Annotated in this window: 13 protein-coding genes; 8 read left to right on the forward strand and 5 right to left on the reverse strand. The window is 56.2% G+C overall.

Going from position 1 to position 17,464, the window contains the following annotated elements:
- Positions 1–10: 10 nt before the first annotated feature.
- Together dcm and E4662_RS00830 are read left to right on the forward strand one after the other, a co-directional pair.
- The gene (dcm, locus tag E4662_RS00825) at positions 11–1,243 is read left to right on the forward strand and encodes a DNA (cytosine-5-)-methyltransferase (protein ID WP_136439359.1); all 1,233 of its coding nucleotides are present in this window, start codon (positions 11–13) and stop codon (positions 1,241–1,243) included.
- The gene (locus tag E4662_RS00830; protein WP_136439360.1) at positions 1,236–1,715 is read left to right on the forward strand and encodes a very short patch repair endonuclease; all 480 of its coding nucleotides are present in this window, start codon (positions 1,236–1,238) and stop codon (positions 1,713–1,715) included. The genes dcm and E4662_RS00830 overlap by 8 nt, the downstream gene beginning before the upstream one ends.
- Here E4662_RS00830 and E4662_RS00835 read toward each other — a convergent pair.
- From E4662_RS00835 to E4662_RS00855, 5 genes are all read right to left on the reverse strand, one after another.
- Positions 1,688–3,034 carry an MvaI/BcnI family restriction endonuclease gene (locus tag E4662_RS00835; protein ID WP_136439361.1) on the reverse strand — a complete coding sequence of 449 codons (1,347 nt, stop codon included), beginning with the start codon at positions 3,032–3,034 and terminating at the stop codon, positions 1,688–1,690. The two genes, E4662_RS00830 and E4662_RS00835, sit on opposite strands and share 28 nt — an antisense overlap.
- Before the next feature lie 182 nt (positions 3,035–3,216).
- On the reverse strand, positions 3,217–4,338 hold the full coding sequence (locus tag E4662_RS00840) for a hypothetical protein (protein WP_136439362.1): 1,122 nt from the start codon (positions 4,336–4,338) through the stop codon (positions 3,217–3,219).
- Positions 4,339–4,405: 67 nt separating this feature from the next.
- Positions 4,406–4,720 (reverse strand): hypothetical protein, encoded by a 315-nt coding sequence (locus tag E4662_RS23975; RefSeq protein ID WP_168797855.1) that lies wholly within the window; start codon positions 4,718–4,720, stop codon positions 4,406–4,408.
- A gap of 8 nt (positions 4,721–4,728) precedes the next feature.
- Complete coding sequence (locus E4662_RS00850) at positions 4,729–7,206, reverse strand: phospholipase D-like domain-containing protein (RefSeq protein ID WP_136439363.1); 2,478 nt, start codon at positions 7,204–7,206, stop codon at positions 4,729–4,731.
- Complete coding sequence (locus E4662_RS00855; protein ID WP_136439364.1) at positions 7,203–8,789, reverse strand: hypothetical protein; 1,587 nt, start codon at positions 8,787–8,789, stop codon at positions 7,203–7,205. Before E4662_RS00855 ends, E4662_RS00850 begins: the two co-directional genes overlap by 4 nt.
- 475 nt (positions 8,790–9,264) lie before the next feature.
- On the opposite strand from E4662_RS00855, the gene E4662_RS00860 reads away from it, so the two are divergent.
- The 6 genes from E4662_RS00860 (at position 9,265) to E4662_RS00885 (ending at position 17,463) form a co-directional block, all read left to right on the forward strand.
- A complete protein-coding gene (locus E4662_RS00860; protein WP_206080240.1) occupies positions 9,265–10,197 on the forward strand; it encodes a hypothetical protein in 933 nt (310 codons plus the stop codon).
- 209 nt (positions 10,198–10,406) lie between these two features.
- Positions 10,407–11,210 carry an RNA polymerase sigma factor gene (locus tag E4662_RS00865; RefSeq protein ID WP_136439365.1) on the forward strand — a complete coding sequence of 268 codons (804 nt, stop codon included), beginning with the start codon at positions 10,407–10,409 and terminating at the stop codon, positions 11,208–11,210.
- Positions 11,200–11,748, forward strand: coding sequence for a hypothetical protein (locus E4662_RS00870; RefSeq protein WP_136439366.1), 549 nt, complete (start codon positions 11,200–11,202; stop codon positions 11,746–11,748). Before E4662_RS00865 ends, E4662_RS00870 begins: the two co-directional genes overlap by 11 nt.
- Entirely contained in the window at positions 11,732–15,148 is a 3,417-nt protein-coding gene (locus E4662_RS00875) for an ATP-dependent DNA helicase (protein ID WP_240705077.1), read from the forward strand. The genes E4662_RS00870 and E4662_RS00875 overlap by 17 nt, the downstream gene beginning before the upstream one ends.
- A 69-nt stretch (positions 15,149–15,217) precedes the next feature.
- Entirely contained in the window at positions 15,218–16,072 is an 855-nt protein-coding gene (locus tag E4662_RS00880; protein WP_168797856.1) for a multiubiquitin domain-containing protein, read from the forward strand.
- Positions 16,072–17,463 (forward strand): ThiF family adenylyltransferase, encoded by a 1,392-nt coding sequence (locus E4662_RS00885; RefSeq protein ID WP_136440193.1) that lies wholly within the window; start codon positions 16,072–16,074, stop codon positions 17,461–17,463. The genes E4662_RS00880 and E4662_RS00885 overlap by 1 nt, the downstream gene beginning before the upstream one ends.
- The last annotated feature ends 1 nt before the right edge of the window (position 17,464 follow it).

A 17,464-nucleotide genomic window follows, 5' to 3' on the forward strand; every position in this document is an offset into this window, starting at 1 on the left:
GGCGCGCAGAATGACCGAATTCGAACTTCTTTTGCAGAAAACAGGGCACTCAGTCGCCGAAGCCGCAAAGAGTCTCGGCTATTCTGAGGGGCACATCTACCGCTGGAAACGTGGAGAGGAAACCCCGCGCGAAGGCGTAATGAACCTTCTTCGTATGGAAGTCGATGCGCGACAGCCGGAGACTTCCGGATCCGCATTTTCCTTTATCGATCTGTTCGCGGGGATTGGCGGGCTGCGCAAAGCTATGGAGAGCGCAGGCGGGCGCTGCGTGTTCACCTCAGAATGGGATCGGTTCGCCCAGCAGACCTATGATGCCAACTTTTCGGACAACCGCCCCATCGCAGGGGACATAACCGAAATCGAAGCCGAAGAGATTCCCGAACATGACGTGCTGGTCGCAGGTTTTCCCTGCCAGCCGTTCTCAATTGCCGGCGTCTCAAAAAAGAACGCCCTTGGCCGCGCCCACGGCTTTGATGATGAAACTCAGGGCACATTGTTTTTTGACGTGTTGCGGATCCTCAAGCATCACCGTCCCGCCGCCTTCATGCTCGAGAATGTGAAGAACCTGCGCAGCCATGACAAAGGTCGTACGTTCCAGGTCATCATGCGTAAGCTGCGGGATGAGCTAGGTTACTATGTGCCGGAACCCCGGGTCATTGATGCGGCCCATTTCGTGCCGCAGCACCGGGAGCGGATTGTCATAGTTGGCTTTCGCGAAGACGTAACGTTCAGCTTCGATGATGTTCTGCTGCCCCCCCATCGGGAGCGCCGGATGCGGGATATCCTGCACCCTGAAAACGGCATTGAGAGCCCCGAGGGGCATTACACTCTCGGCAATGATGCCAAAGTCAGCGACAAATACACTCTGACGGACAAACTGTGGAAGTACCTGCAGGACTATGCAGCAAAGCACAAAGCCAAGGGCAACGGGTTTGGCTTTGGTCTGGTAGACGGTGACAGCATCGCCCGAACCCTGTCTGCGCGGTACTACAAGGACGGATCCGAAATCCTGGTGAGCCGTGGCGAAGGAAAAAACCCCCGCCGTCTGACCCCGCGCGAATGCGCCCGACTGATGGGCTATCCTGAGGACTTCCGGATCCCGGTTTCGGATACACAGGCCTATAAACAGTTTGGCAACTCGGTGGCAGTGCCGGTTTTCGCCGAAGTCGCGCGGGTGATGGAGCCGCATGTCCGGGCAATTCTGCAGGGACAGGCGAATAGCCCGGTCCGAAAAGTTGGCTGACGTCCATTCCCCGGAAACCCGTAGTCGCAACATGGCGGCGATCCGGGGAACCAATACAAAACCCGAACTGCTCATCCGCCAGGGGCTACATGCCCGCGGATTTCGTTATCGGTTACACGATCGCAAGCTTCCGGGCAGGCCTGATCTGGTGCTGCCGAAGTACCAGGCAGTGATTTTCGTGAACGGCTGCTTCTGGCATTGGCATAATTGTCCGCTTTTCAAATGGCCGAAAACCCGGGAGGATTTCTGGCGGGACAAGATCGGCGGGAACGTGGAACGTGACCAGAAGAACATGGCTGCTCTGAAAGCCGCAGGCTGGCGTGTCGGTGTCGTCTGGGAGTGTGCACTGAAAGGGAAACGCCGCCTTCAGCCAGCAACCGTTCTGGATCTTCTCAACCAATGGCTCGTTGGAAATGCCACAGATTGTTTGATTGAGGGTCAGCGTCAGGAAACCACCGATACCCTTGCGTAGAGCTCCCGCAGAGCCGCTTCCAGCCGAGACGTCCCGATCCGCCATTGGGGCCGGACCTTCGCGCTGCCGTCTGCGTAGATTGTGTGGGCAGGGTCATAGTAAACCAGACCAGATGCGATCGCGCGCAGCAGACGCCAGACATCGGTGCCTTCACACATGAACCAGGGCGCGTTGAAGCAGTATTGATCACCTCCACCATCAGGATCCTTCCGGAGCCCGGCAGGTACATAGGCCGCCAGCGCGTGTTTTGTGTTCCAGGAGTTAGCCAGTTTTTCGAGAGACCACCCACCAATCAGATTGTCGGTGTCCGGATCTAAGATTCCAACGAAGATTTCATCCGGGTTGTCGCTGAACTTGCCGCTCACAGGGTCAAATCCTGAGACCCCAAGAAGGTATCCGGTCGAGTTGCTCCGTTTTCCGGCGCGATGCACCCCCGTGAAGCGGTGAGAGCCGTCTCCCTTTTTCCCCTCCCAGCCATAAGTCATCATGAAATCGCGAAACGTCAGGTCTCCCTCGGCGCCGAGATCAGCTGTTGGTGTCATCAGGCTGATCTTATCACCTCTGAAGGATTTGATTTCATGGCCATACGCATCGGGTTCCTTCAGGGCGTTGGTCTCGACACCGAGCAGGGCCTCCAGCGTGTATCCGGCGCCCTGGTTTCCTTTGAACGGAACGATCGTGCCACCCTTGTTTCTGACGGATGGATGCCAGCCGGCAGCGACAATCCCCCGAAGTTCGCGGGTCAGCTGTTCCTGGGGCGTTGTTGTTGTATCGCCGGTGACATTCAGAATGCCAAGAACACCTGAAATGCCCGAGGGTGCGAGCTCGGGAAAATCCGTTACGACCGGGTCATCACGTTCGGTCAGAAGCAACCCGAAGATTTCACCGGCCCGATTGGCCCCAATACCGAGGATGCGTTTACCGAACTCGGCTTGTCTGGTCCGTCGGATTGCAGCGGGTGCCCATTTGCACCCTTTTAAGAATCCCGACAGCCGGGCTTCCGGATACTGAAAATACTCGATCAGCTTCGTGTCAGGTGCGTGGTATCGATCGCCGTTTTCATTGAGCCAGAAGAAATTGAGATGCGCCTCGGTGATTGGCCGGCCTGCGGCAGATTTTCGTTTCTTTGTGCTGCTGCTTGGTTCGCGCAGGCGAATTTCGCGAACCGGGAACGCGTTGACCAGACCTTCAAGCTGGCTGGCAAGCACGATCTGGTTTTTGTCATTGTCCTGTTTGGGCGCGAGAACCTTGACGTAAATCCGGTCAACGCCCGCACTGCTGAATAGATTTCTGAACTGATCGATTGATGAAATACCCATGCGCGGACACTAGCGCGGTGGTTGTGTCAGGCACAATGGTGGTCACGGCCCAAAACCGACCATTGCCGTTGCTGTCAAATGCTGCGCAGCTGCTTTCCTGAAGCAGACATTCGACAAAGCTGCTCGAGCTAAGAAGACAGTATTGCGTCGCCGACCATCCAGCTCGAGCAGTATTAGGAGCATCACCGCTTGATCACACCGTGTGCTTCATAGGCATCTATTAGAGTGGTGGCGAAGTCTGCGGTCTTTGAAGTCATACTGCCCAAGTCCGGCCAGGCAAAAGGTTCGGTAAACAATGACAGCTCCTGCTCAACGTCCAGCCCGAGCTTTTTGGCGACCGCCAAAGCCGAAGTTGGTTCCTTGTTTTCCGGCCACAGCATCTCATCAAATGTGATCCAGACCTCTTCTCCATCTATGAGACTGATTTCGGCTCGCATAGCGCCCAAGCGTTCGTTGACTGACGCCGCGTCTTCAAGGAGCGCACAGCGGATGAGCAACGAGACAGTTTCCTCGTTCAAGTGCAGAGTCAGCCTGGGTTCCACAATCCGTATCTCCGGGTTCTCTCGTTGCGCCGTACCAAGCGTCGGCACTGGCTCCCCGGGATTCTCTTCGTCAAACGGTACAGCGCGGATATTGAGAGGATGCGTGCCGCAGTTCGGGCAGTGCCAAAAGTTTTCTGCAACTTGTGGACCTGAAATCTGCGCATCGCAGCTGTGACAATACCAGGTTGAGGCCTCTCCACCTCCCAGTGGGTGACGCGCAACTCCGTCAAGATTAGCTTTTGTAGAACGTCGGGGCCAATCCACTGCGATCTTTGCTCGGATGCGTGTCCTGCGCGCTTTTGCGATATTGAGGAGTTCAGCCAAAAAGGAAGGGTCTTTGATTGGGCTACTTTCTGCATGCCGCTCATCAATTTCCGCGATAGGTGCTTTGTACGGAGCTTCTGGAATGCGCAAATCCCATCCTTCCCCGGACACGACAACGTCCCCAAGGTGGTCACCAATCCGGTATTTGTGACTGCTAAGCTCACCTTCCTCGGGAGCTGGGTCATCAATGCAAGTGAATTCGCCTTGGGAAACCGCTGTTTCGGTCCTGGCTCCCGCTTGGCGCACAATTTCGCCGGTCTTCGCAAGATCCTCGTCGCTTGGAAGCCAGCCCTCCTTTGACGCATCGGTTAGTGCTTTCCAGTGTGCGAAACCCAACTCAGCGGCTAGTAAGTTCAAAGCTTCCGTGTGCGCCATAGCAGTCGCACGCGCATACCGTTTGCCAAGCGTCTTTAGCTTTTTCATATTGTGGTCAGTCATGTGTCATCTCCAATTGGATATGACTAGGTGCCCGCTGCTAATCTTCCCGCGCATATTGCGCAGAGTGTCATATCAAAGCTGAAAACGCTGCTTTGCTTTGCATGGCGGGCACACCGGCCTGCGTGAAGGCCATGATCTTGATATGACCTCTATCCGAATTGGTCAAGGTGGTCCAATCCGGACCATGAACATGATCCACGACGCCGCAGCTCAGCATCGCCAAGCCGGTCATTCGTGGCACGTTCGAGTTTTTTGGGTTGTTCTTTAGTTCTTCGCATAACGAAATCACGCCGATATCGCCTCGTGGAACAAGTTTCTGGAGGACGATAAGCGCCTGATCTTCAGCGCCGCCGCGCATGCCCAACCCGCGGTCGACTATCATTGTCAGCTTCAGAGCGTCGGTCGGGTTGCTGCTAAATCGAGCGAGAACAGGTTCTCAATAAACGACTGGTGGCCGTTCTCGATGGCCTCCGGTTCAATGCCGAGCTTCTCGGCATAGCGTGCGTTCATGCCCTCGATGATTGTCATGACATCTTCGCCGAGCAGTTCTGCCTTGGTCGGGAGTGTCATGGTGTAGGCATAGGAAGCGATCGGACTAAGATGCTTGGTGATCCGTGTCTTCTCAATCTCCGAAATCGAAGCCTGCATGCAGGCCTGGAAGCACCAATAGCAAGTCGCCCAGCACTCGACGATGTCGTCAGGTATCTGGTCGTGCTCGTTGCTTAGATAGAGCTGACGGATGGCCGGATCGTTGCCGCCGAATACGGTGAATAGCAGCCTTCCCATGACAAAGGGCCAGCTGTCTTTATCGCCTTCGGCAGGCAGAACCTGGATAGAGGCGCGCGGTGGTTGCTTGCCTTTCTTGGCGTCCGATCCCTTCCACGACGCAGCCGCGACAATCATCAGCAGTGCGCGCAGGCGCAGGATATCGCGATTGTCCAGCTTGCCGGTTTCTTGCCGCTCCTTGATGCGTTGGCCGAATTTGAGTGTAGCGCTGACGAGCTGGTCTTTGGTGACTTTGCGCTGTGCCGCTATGCGTTTGCGCGCCGCTTCCTCCCGCTCTTCCTCTTCCGGCGACTTTTTTTCTTTCCCGAAGTCCGCCCCAGCGGCGATCGCGGCTTCCGCGTTGTCGGTTTCATCGCCGAGATTGAACGCGTCGCGCATCAGGTCATCATCATCGGCCTCGTCGATCTCGTCGCGCTGGCCGTCCATGCCGAGGATGCGGTTCAGAAACCCGCGCACGAGCGTGACTTCGCTCCCCGCGAGGCTGTTATGTGTCAGGCTGGCTTGATCAGCGCGCGGACGTCGACCGGCGATAAATTGTTCGTAGCTGAGTACTTCATAGTGCGCCCCAGACTCGCCATCGTTACTGTGACCTGCTTTCGGGATCGAGATCGGCGCTTTGTCCTTGGCTGCATCCGGTTCGAGCCGTTCCAGGACATCGAGCACTTCCATCAGCATCAAACCGGCTTCGGTTTCTTCATCGAGACCGCGCAGGGCATTCTCAGTTTTGCGCGAGCGTGTCTCCCTGATGGCCGAGCTCAAGCGGTCGATGAGCGTGGCGATGGCGGGTGCCGACCGATGACCGTCAGTGAAGACCAGACGGACGAAGGACGGCCCGACATCCGTGCTGGAAATCTGGAAGCGCAGACTGCGCTCGCTGTGCAGCGGAGACAAGGTGCAAGGGATTACCGATCCGTTCTGATCGAGCAGTTCGATGGTGCAACCGGCGGGATCGATGGAGGATGCAGGCCGCCAGACCAGCACATCAACCCTGACCTCGAATTGGCCGGGAGCTTGTTCTGCCAGCTCTTCCAGCGGCAGATCGTCATCGAGTTCGGGTTCGTCGATTTCTGCGGGCTCGATCGTGTGCTCTTCATGGAGGACACCGGCGAGATCGAGCACCTGTATGATGGTGTCGGGCGGCAGCTTTCGGTAGAGGCAGACTTCTTCGTTCTCACCGACATAGCCCTCGCGACCGAGTGCCGCGAGCGTGCAGTTGGCGCTGCCGAACAGAACGTGATCGGCGTCAGGGGTTTGCGCGATAATGGTTTTTGCGTGGATGAAGCGTCCTTCCCGAAACCCGTTGCGACGGTAGAGTTTTAGGTTGGGTAGTGCGCTTGCGGCGTCCTTCGGGAACTGGACGACCGCAGGGTCGATCACCACAGAAACCTCTTCGGGTGATAGCCGGTCGTTCAGATAGGACAGTGCCGCAAGGCCCATGTCCCAATACGGGCTTACGACGATCAGCCGTGTGACCGGTTCGTCGATGAGATCGGCAAAGCGCTGGCCAATGCCGGTCTCTTCTCCCGTTGTCAGAAATGCGGCTTCGGTCTTGTCCGCGAGGCCCATCTTCTCGGACGAGGCGACCGCATCCCGAAGCCATGGCGCCCTTGCCAGCATCCAGTCTTGCTGGCCGCGCTGTGCTTCCTGATCATAACTGACAAAGCGTGTCAGATACTGCCATGCCGCCGCGACAATGCGCTGTTCTGCGGAATCTTCTTCACCGCAGCTGATTGTGCCGACCAGTTCGAGATTGCCCGCAAGGCCTGACGAGGTGATGTTCGCGGAGCCGACGATGATGCGACCGCCCTTGCGTCCAATTTGCAGGAACAGCTTCGGGTGAAACACCTGGCGGGCGGTCGCACCCGTGACCGTGTAGAGCTTGCCCGCATGGTCCGGCAGCGTCGATGCACCGGTGAGGGCGTGCGTCAGCATTCTGGCGTCGGGAATGACGATGTTGTTGCGACAGCCTGCACCGCACAGGCGCGGCAGTACGATGTTCTCGTAGGCGTCGAAATCGATCCCGAATGTCGTCAGGATGCTGCTGTGATAGCCCTTGTCGGCGAAGCGCTCGTAGAGTTTCATGCAACACCTGCCGCTTCTGCGCCAAGATCGGTCAGACCCTGACCTCCGACCAGATGGATGTCTTTGAGGAAGGTGATCGCGGGGCCGAGACGTGGGTTAGTGAAGACCGGCCCGTCCTTTTCGCGCAGCCTGATGCGTCCCTCATCCATCTCGATGAGAAAAGTGTAATCTCGTTGGTAGCGGAATTTGCGCAGCGCCACCCACATGTGGCGGCGTATGACCCGTTCCTCGACGATGTGTGCGATGATATCGGCAAACGGCTCCTTCAGGTTTCGGTCGAGGAAACGGGTCTCGCTCAGCAGCGAGCGGAAAGCGTCAGGATTGAAGTGGCCGAGCTCGGCAGCAATGTCGCGCTCGCCTACCTGACTGCGCTTATGGATGATCGCCAGCAGTTTGACGGCCTTCCACGCAAGTTCGGGTGAGCAGAATTTCTCGTCATTGCGCCCCGCTCCGCGCACGATGTCGCGCGAGAGCGACCACTCGGAATGCGGATCGTTCGCAGCGTAGGCATTTGCGGCAGGATTCAGTTCTTCGAAGAAACTCTCCCAGTCTTCTGGCCATGTGTCGGCAGCATCACGGATTTGATCGACGCAAAGGCCGATGAGGCGCTCCAGCGTGATTCCTGCGGGAAAATTACCCAACTGATCGAGCGCGAATTTGAGCAGTGTCTCCATCACGATGTGGCTAAGGTCGTTGGCATGATAGACCCACCAACGCTGACGCTGCGCTTCCAAAGAAGGGGATGCCAGATCGAGGGGGCGGCCTTCGCTTTCGTATCCCGCGTATAGAATCCATCTGATTTCATCCGGCTTGGGTTCACGGCCCAAAAGCCCCGCGACCTTCAGAATGAGCAGCACGCTCAGCCGTCGTGATAGTGCGGAGGCATCTTCTCTTTCGGGTTCTTTGAGCAAAATGTCCTGATAGCATGCGCGTTCCTTGCTTGATGGATCGATCTCGGAGGGTGCGAGTGCGGAAAACTCATCGAGCTCGGATATGCTAACAGAGCCGCGCTGGATCACTTCGAAGAAGCGACTGGCGAGCGGTCCCATCGCATCATCGAACACAGCCGCAAGCGGCTCGCCGATCTCTTCGGTGAGCACCGGTATCGGATGTCCTACGGTGGTGAGGATACCAATCTCGGAAACCTGACTGCCATAGGCAGCGCCATAGGCGCCCCACGCTTGCTGGAGATAATGTGTCTCGCTGCCGGGTTCGGCGTCCTGCGCAAATTCGATGGTATCGCCGGTGGCGTTGTTCAGTTTCTTCGTGGCCCAGTCGATTCCGGCAACACCGGTTTCGCCGCCATGCCGATAGGCGATCAGGGCGTAGAGCGCTTCGGTGCGGCGAATGTAGCGCTTCCATGTCTCGGGATTGGTGTCGCCGGTTTTCTGGCCGTAGGCCCGGTTGAGCCATGCGTAGAGGCCGTAATAACGCATGCGCAGCGTCACGTTGCTGATGCCGGGCAGGAACGTCTGATAGAGGTTGATGCTGCTATTCTGCATGCCAAGCGGATCGAGCCCGTTCTTGCTCCGGTACTCTGTCCACTCGGGGAAATTCACCTGCTCGTTTTCTTCACCATCCATAGACCTGTACTCTTGGTAATCGACTGATTAGAAATCATACTCGGTGAGCATGAACCCAAGATCAAACTGCTTTTGCACAGCGCGCAAAGCCCGAAGACCCTCTGGACCTGTCGCCTTTTCAATGCCATCGCCCTAGGATAACTGTGATTTTCCAACGGTTATGGGGCATTTCGGTGACCCATTGAAGGATGCATGGTTCGAACAACCTCGCACACCGTACCTATCAGAACGCGATGAAAGTTTGTCTGTGTGTTGACTATCGTTTCCGTCGACCCTAACCGGACATTGCTCGCAACAAAATTCGCTGCGATGCAGCTTGCGGTTAGAAGTCATTCAATCAAACAGTGCATTCTGCTTGCTGGATGAAGGTGTTCAAGCCAACATCATTAGGCATGCCATTCAGAGCCCAACCTAGGTGATGTTCTCGCCGAAAAATTGAAGAGATGAATTTTACTTACCTCAAAGGAATTACACTGTGAACGATGAGAACGATAAGTTAAAGGCATTGATGGGCGCAAAACGCTTCGATGTTGAACATGCTCTAGGGATGTACGCCCTCAGCTTCTTTCATTTTCCTGCAAAACATCTCTACGATAGCGATCTATTGGAAAGGCTAGGTGAGAGAGCACAAAACGCCCACATCTACTTAGTGGGTTTTGTGCCCAGAATCGATTTGGTGGGCGCGCGACAGGACGGACGAAAGCTCCTAGTCGAATTCCAAAGATGCCGAACAGCTTTGGCAGTGGAGCTCCCAATACCTGAGGGACTTGAACTCAATTACGTAGGAGAGACATGGCATTTTACCGACGAAGAAGGAAACCGCTTCGCACCAACTGAAGAGCAATTGATGCAAGCGTTCACTCTGCAGCATGGGACCCCGGAATTTGAAGTTGTCTATGTCGGGCAGGCGTATGGTAAAGATGGTTCACGTAGTGCCATTGACCGGCTTCGCAAACACGAGACGTTGCAGAAGATTGCACTTACGGGAGTGCCTGACGGATACCGACTTGAATTACTCTTGCTTGAGATCGAGCCAGCAACCACGATGTTCACTGTTTTGAATCCTTGGGCGAAAGACTCGTCAGCCGGCCAGGATCGGATCGGCCAAGGCCTCGACAAGTTATTTGGCACCAGTGAGCATGAACGTATCACACTTTACGAGGCGTCTCTCATTCGTTACTTTCGCCCACACTACAATACCGAATTCAAAAATAGTTTCCCTTCAACTCATCTAAAGGTATTGGCAGACTGTTACGATAAGGATTTCGCTGCTGTCGTAGCTGAGATATGTTTCGATGTTCCACCGTTTCAGCTGTTCTCAGAATCAGCTCCAGTTCAACAGGACATTATTGTTCGACATGATCTTCACAATGCTACGGATCGAAAGGTTTTCTTCTCTACTGAGTAACAGTTATCTCCCCGTCACATCCATTCAATGGCTGATTTCAGTGATGCGATGTATGTGCAGTCAAACCGGTTTTTCGACAAGCGGAAATTGAACTTCATTCATTCTTGCGTAGAATCATATCAAATGTGTGCTCGACACAGTTGAGAACTTGCCACTTAAGCTCGCCTCTTGATAGCAATGCGTAGAGTAAGGATTAAGCGTGTATCTGAATGAGTATTGAACCACTGCGGAAACGCAAAACTAGCGGCGAACTCTATACGCGACGGTCACCAACGATACAGTACATCGAGAAGAGCCTTCACTGGTCCTTCGATGATCTGCTTGACCGCGCGTCGATACGGGATAGGAATCGGGGCGAGTACGTCCCGTCTGAAGTGCTCGTCTATTATCTACGCCAGACGAAGTCAGACAATGCGGATGGTCGGTTCATTCAGCTCTACGACATTCTGCGCGATCGGGTTGAAGCAGCGTGTCCGAGGGCAAACCGGCACATGGGTGAAAAAGTTCATGAAGATGCGCGTCTTTCTGAAATTCGTGACGCAACCGTCGATCATGTCACGGAGCTGATGTTCACCGACCGGCAGGACTATGACGAACAACTCGATATCTATGAAGTTGTCTTCGACAAGGCTGTTCGCGCGGCGCACATCACGAAGCTCCGCAAAGTAAGCCGACGGGAAAACGCGAGCGAGGACATCGAGGACGAAGTCACCGGCGAGGTGCGCGCTATCGTCGAAGCCGCTCTGGACCGATACAAGAAAGTCGGCCTCACGGCTGAAGAGGATCTCGATTACCGGATTCATCTGCGTGACGCGATTAACGCTCTACCGACAGACGAACGAGAGGTAATTGATTTGATACTCGCAGACATTCCTATTGAGACGAACAAAGATGGCGAACCCTCGATGACGGAACTTTTGGGCTGCGTTGAAAAGACTGTGCGCAACCGACGAGAACGTGCTTTTAAGAAAATTCGGCAAGCGCTGGAACTGGAGGTTGGTGATGGCCAATAGAGAAGACGTCCTCAACGACTTCACCGTGGAAGAGGAGATGTCGCCTGCAATTCTCAAGGCATACCTCCAGCGTTTCCCGGAATTCACCCAGGACCTCCTTGCGCTCTTCAACGAACTGTCGATGAGCGATTTGGCGTCGGCTGAGGCAAGTCTTCCACTTGAAACCAAGGCTGTAAGCGCGGAAGCGCTGCGCGTCCAACACGTCCGACAATCCCTTTTCGGAACAGGTGTAAGGGAATTTGCCCGTGACCTCGGTCTTCCTCGAGCCTTCTTCACCGGCTTGACCGCCGAAGTTGTCCATATCGCGTCGATGCCAACGAGCCTGTTGAAAACTCTGGCAAATAAGCTCGGCGTACACATGCAGGATGTCATCAGCGGCATGCAGCAAGGGGATGGGCACGCCGTTTCGATGAAATCAGATGTAAAGCCAGGAGCCGTGCCACCGATCGACTTCCAAGATTACGTTGGTCGCGCCGGTCTTTCCGAGGAGGAGCAGCGCGTGTTGCAGTCGCTGCTATCTGATGATGGATCGGATTGAAGCGATACGCGCACGCGCGACCGATCTTCATAATCACCGTGTGAACAAGGGCGGCGATCCCACACAGCCTTATGAATTCGTTTTGGCTGAAGCCGGAGTTCGCGATCTTGAGGTTAGAAGACTTCCAGCGGGTCATCCGCAGCTCAAAGGCGGCAAAGCTCTTCTGCAACGGGCATCTGCCACCATCCTGCATGAAGACACGGGCAATATATTTCTCGACGCTTTCCTAGTCGCGCACGAAATCGGGCACCACGAATTTGGTGGTGAAGTAGACATACCGCCAACCATGGAGGTCGATCCAGCGCGGTCTGCAGACCCGTCATCTGTCGGCGCTGATCGAGTAGTCGACTATAGCAATCGCGCACGCGAGGAGGTCCAAATGGACCTCTTTGCACGCGAGCTCCTGTTTCCACGCTCATTGGCCTGGTCGTGGCATATCGACGAAGGTTTGAGCGCTAATGACATCACCAAGAAGCTGGGTGCCCCCTATCCGATGGTGGCGGTTCAGCTTTTTGATGCGCTCTTTCTTCCGCAGAATGAGCCGGATGAGGATGCGGCCTCGCCGCCCAAACCCTTGAACGAAGAACAGCGACGCGCGGCTGAACATGAAGGCAAGGCCTTGCTCCTGAAAGCTGGGCCTGGCACCGGAAAAACTCAGACGCTCGTCGGCCGGCTGTCGGTATTGAAGGACCGAAGCGTCGATCCAGAGAGCATCTTGCTGCTCACCTTCTCCAACAAGGCGGCCGGTGAAATGACGGATCGTGCCATGCTGGCCTGGCCGGAAGCAGCCGGGTCTGCGTGGATCGGAACATTTCATTCTTTTGGGCTCGACCTTCTGCGCCGGTTCCATGATCGGGCAGGATTGCCTCCGAACCCGCGCTTGATCGATGCCACGGAAGCCATAGCACTTCTTGAGGACGAATTCCCGCGCCTGAGGCTAAAGCATTTCAACGATCTTTGGGACCCAACCGACAATTTGCGGTCCATCCTTTCGGCAATCTCCCGGGCGAAAGACGAAGTTGTCGATCAACATCGCTACCGCGAGCTGGCGCAACAGATGGCTGATGCGGCGGAGGCGGAAGAAGACAAGATAGCTGCGGAGAAGTGCCTCGAGATCGCCTCCGTTTACGACCTCTATGAACAATTGAAATCCGAGCGTGGTGCGGTCGATTTCGGTGATCTTGTCGCCCGCCCAACGGCCTTGATCGAATCCGACGAGGCCGTGCGAAAGGAGTTGCAAGGGCGATATGAACACGTCCTTGTCGACGAGTATCAGGACGTGAACCGCGCAAGCGTTCGGCTTCTGCGCGCTCTCAAACCAGACGGCAAGAACCTCTGGGTCGTGGGAGATGCCAAGCAATCGATCTACCGTTTTCGGGGCGCGTCCTCCTACAATATCGACCGGTTCGAGGCCGAAGACTTCCCGGGTGGGACGTCGATGCAACTCAGTATGAACTACCGATCGTCTCAGGAAATCTGCGACACGTTCAGCGCTTTCGCGGCGACGCGCATGGCGGCTACGGGTTTTCAGGCAAATGCCTTCAAGGGCAAAAGCGGTGTATCGCCCTTTTTCGTTTCTGTTGACTCCAAAGATCACGAGATTGACGAAATCGCAGCACGCATAATGGCTGCCTGCGATGATACGACCGCGTTTCGCGATCAGGCCGTGATCTGCAAGGGAAATGCACGTTTGGCAGAAATAGCTGCGGGCCTCGAGGCGCGTGGGATCCCGGTGCTGTTCCTCGGTCCATTGTTCGACCGGCCGGAGATCAAGGAAGCATTGTCCCTCCTATCGCTCGTGATCGATCCAAGGGCTATGGGGCTGACGTGCATGGCTTCGATTTCGCCATTTCAGATGTCTATCGAAGACGTCGCCGTCGCCATCGAAACAGTTCGGGCTGGCAAGAAGCCTCTGCCGCTCGACTGGCGCATTATATTAGCAACAGCACCAGGGATGGGCGAGCCGGGTCGGGCCTCAGCGAAAGCTCTTATTAATGCGTTTGAGGGAATCGAGCCTACGACAACCGCGTGGCAGGTGATCACGAAAATCTATCTGGATCGCACCCGCCTTGCCGCCGACATCGCTAAACAGGCGCGTGAGGGGAACGCCAACCCTGCGCTTGCCCTCTGGCAATTCCAAAACTTCCTGCGCTCAACCCTTCCCGAAAAATCAGGCTACCCTATCCGCGATCTCCTGGAACATATCCGGCGTCTGGTGATCCTGTCGGACGAACGGGATTTACGCGATCTGCCTGCCGCTGCCCAGAGCATAGACGCTGTTCGTCTGATGACGATCCACGGAAGCAAGGGGCTTGAGTTCAAGGTGCTTCATCTCCCGTCTTTGACAAGCGGCTCGATCCCACGCTCGGCCAAACAGAGCCGTGGCCTTCCTCCACCCGACGGCATGATCGAGGGCCCGGTGTTTCGAGGATGCGACGCAATAGATGCTGGCCACGATGAGGAACAGCGTTGTTTGTTCTTCGTAGCGCTATCCCGGGCGGAAGACGGTTTGTTCCTCTACGCGCCCAACAAAAAATCCAATGGTCATCGGCAGAGCCGGTCCAACTTTGTCGACGACATTTCGGGCTATTTGTCCGATCAAGCCCCGATTTCCGCGGTGAGAGATGTCACAGGCGAGGCTGAGCGCTTCACATTGGAGGTCGATGGAATTGCCCGCATGTCGCCGTCTCAACTCGCGACTTTCGACAAATGTCCGCGGCGATTCTTCTTCGCCCATGTGCTGCAGGTTGGTGGGCGGCGCATGGAGTCCGCGCCCATGCGCATGCACAACGCCGTACAGGCTGTTGTCGATGAGTTGACAACTCGCCCAAACTACGCCCCCGACGAGACCGAGATGCGTACGATTATCGATGCCGCCTGGGCAGCGCACGGCCCGACTGACCACGGCTATGCCACCGAGTATCGGCAGATTTCCGATGAGTTGCTGCAATTCTTTATACAACTCCGGCACGGCGAGCACCGGCGGGTGCCGCAATCTCTCTCTCTTCGCTTCGGGGACGCCGAGGTCTTGGTGACTGCGCATGAGCAAATCGAGACCGGTCATTCGACGGTGTTCCGGCGTATCCGCACAGGTCGCAAGACAAGCACGGCGTTGGATGCTCTTGATGCTGCCGCGTTTCAGATTGCAGCTGAAGGACGCGGGGAGGCGGAATTCGTGTTCTTGACAGGCGGTGATCTGGATCGCCTGAGTATGTCCGAAGGTAAAATCAAAACCCGAAAAAAGAAGATCGCAGACGCTGCGATCTCAATCATTGAGGGCCGATTTCCACCCAACCGCAACGACCGATGTGCGCGATGCCCCTACTTTTTCATCTGTAATCCGCCACCATCCGGCACCCTCAGAAAAAAAATCGGATCAGGCTTACCGGATTCTTCCTGATGCCGCGATTGTCCTTGTGAAGGCGCAGACATGGTGTTTGTGACCTCAAAATGTACAAGGTCTAAAACTATGAAATCGCAAGGAAACACTCCTCGCTTCCCTGTTCTCATCGCCGATGAGGACCTCAACTTCAGAAAGCACGTCTTCGACGATCCAAAGGTCTTGGGGCGCCAGCTTATCGAGGCTGCAGGTGGTCGCCCCGTCGACGAGCATGCGGCCATCGCGATCCTACCCAATGGCGACTTCGAAGACATCCGGCTCGACGAAAGCTATGACCTACGTGGCCGTGGTGTGGAAAAGGTGCTCGTCGCCCGTTCCGATCGGAGCTTCAAGTTCAAGATCGACGACGCCGATCTCGAATGGCCTCGGGCGTGCATCAGCGGCTTCGTGCTGCGCAAGTTGGCCAAGTTGCCGCCGAACTACAACCTCTGGCAGGAAATCCCTGGGCAACACGACAAGAAGATCGCGGATACGGATGTGATCAACCTGGCCGATGCCGGGGTTGAGCGGTTCGTTTCGCTGATCGACCACACGACGGAGGGGGATGCCCTTCCGTCGAAAGATCAGGTCTATCTTTCTGGTCATGGCTACGAGTTTGAAGTGGTGACGGAATGTGGCAACACAGGGATCATCCTGAAAAACCTGCCGCTGCCGGTCGGCAAATTTAACCACACGGTGGCAGATGTTCTGATCCTGCTTCCCAGGGGATACCCGGACTGCCCGCCTGACATGTTCTACGTCGCGCCGAAGCTGACTTTGGCAGGCACCGGGCAAGTGCCAAAGGCTTGTACTGTTGAGCACCGCTTCGGTGGTCGCGTATGGCAGCGGTGGTCTCGGCACAATAATGCATGGCGTCCGGGCGTTGACGGGCTTCAGACTATGGTCGCCCGTGTGCAAACAGCGTTGGCGGAGGCCCGGGCGTGATGGAGGCATTGGATCTCATCCTGTTGGACCCGCACGAGGCGCAGATTCGGTCCCTGCTGACGGCGGGGGCCGGGTCGGAGCGCTCCGGCTATATGCTCTTTGGCATTGCCGATATCGAAGTCGATCCGTGGACACGTCAATCGCGGCGTCGGCTGGTTTCGCATCATTTCCATGCTATCGGCGGTGACGAGCTTGTGTCAGCGTCAGCGCGGCACGTCACTTGGCAGACCGATGGCTTCATGCACCTCCTGAACAAGGCTAAGGTGATGGGTCTCGTTCCTGCGCTGGTTCATACCCACCCCAAAGGCCAGGCCAAGTTCTCTGAGCAGGACGACCGCAACGAATCCGAGCTGGCCCGCACCGCACTTCTGAAGGGGACGCCAGGATTGATAAGTGTCGTTATCGCCGGCAATGGCGATCTCGCTGCACGGATTTGGACGCAGTCGGACAAAACAGATGACATCGATCGGATCCTCCATGTCGGACCTCGCATGCGTATCTCGAGCCTGAAAGGAACGCCGGCCGATTTTCTGGATCGCCAGGTGCGGCTCTTCGGGAAGGAAGCCTCGCGTCAAATTGCTGGGTTCCGATGTGGGATCGCTGGCGGCGGCGCGACCGGAAGTGCTGTTTTGCCCCTGCTGTTGCGGCTCGGGGTTCAGGAGGCCATCCAAATCGACAAGGACATCGTGGACGAGACAAATCTCAACCGCCTTCATGGCGCGCGGCGCTCGGATGTGGATTCCGAATTACCGAAGATCGCTATTCACACGCGAACCGTAGAGGAATCCGGACTCGGTATGACATTGGTGAGTGTGGATGCCTGGGCCGGAGACCCTGAAACCCGGGACGCGCTGAAAGCGTGCGATGTGATCTTTTGTTGCACAGATGACCACGCCGGACGGTTGTTTCTCAATCGCTTCGCGCGGTTCTACGGCATCCCCGTTATCGATGTGGGGCTTGCCATGCAGCGGCGCACCGACACAGCATATGATCTCTTCGCCCGCGTTTCGACACTTGTGCCTGGGCATCCCTGCCTGCTTTGCGGCGGTTACGTGGATCTCCGCCGCGCGCGCGAAGAAGCTACAAGACGCGACGACCCTGACGCTTACGAGAGGTTGAAAGAAGAAGCGTACGTTCTGGGCGAAGGCGATCCTTCTCCCGCCGTGGTAACCTTCACGACTGAAGCGGCGGCAATGGCGGTCAATGAGTGGTTGGCCGGTGTGACTGGGCTTGCTGGAGAGGCTGGTATGGTCCCCACCCGCATGCGGCGCTTTCACGCCAGAGATGAGCGTAGACCCTTGGTCGAAACGCAGCCGGACTGTCCCTGCTGCAACCAAGCAGCTACGCTTGGTCGTGGGGATATGCACCCCTTTCTGGACATGGTGAGCTGAA

The sequence above is a fragment of the Pacificoceanicola onchidii genome, from assembly GCF_004804335.1.
GTDB classification, from domain to species: Bacteria; Pseudomonadota; Alphaproteobacteria; order Rhodobacterales; family Rhodobacteraceae; genus Pacificoceanicola; species Pacificoceanicola onchidii.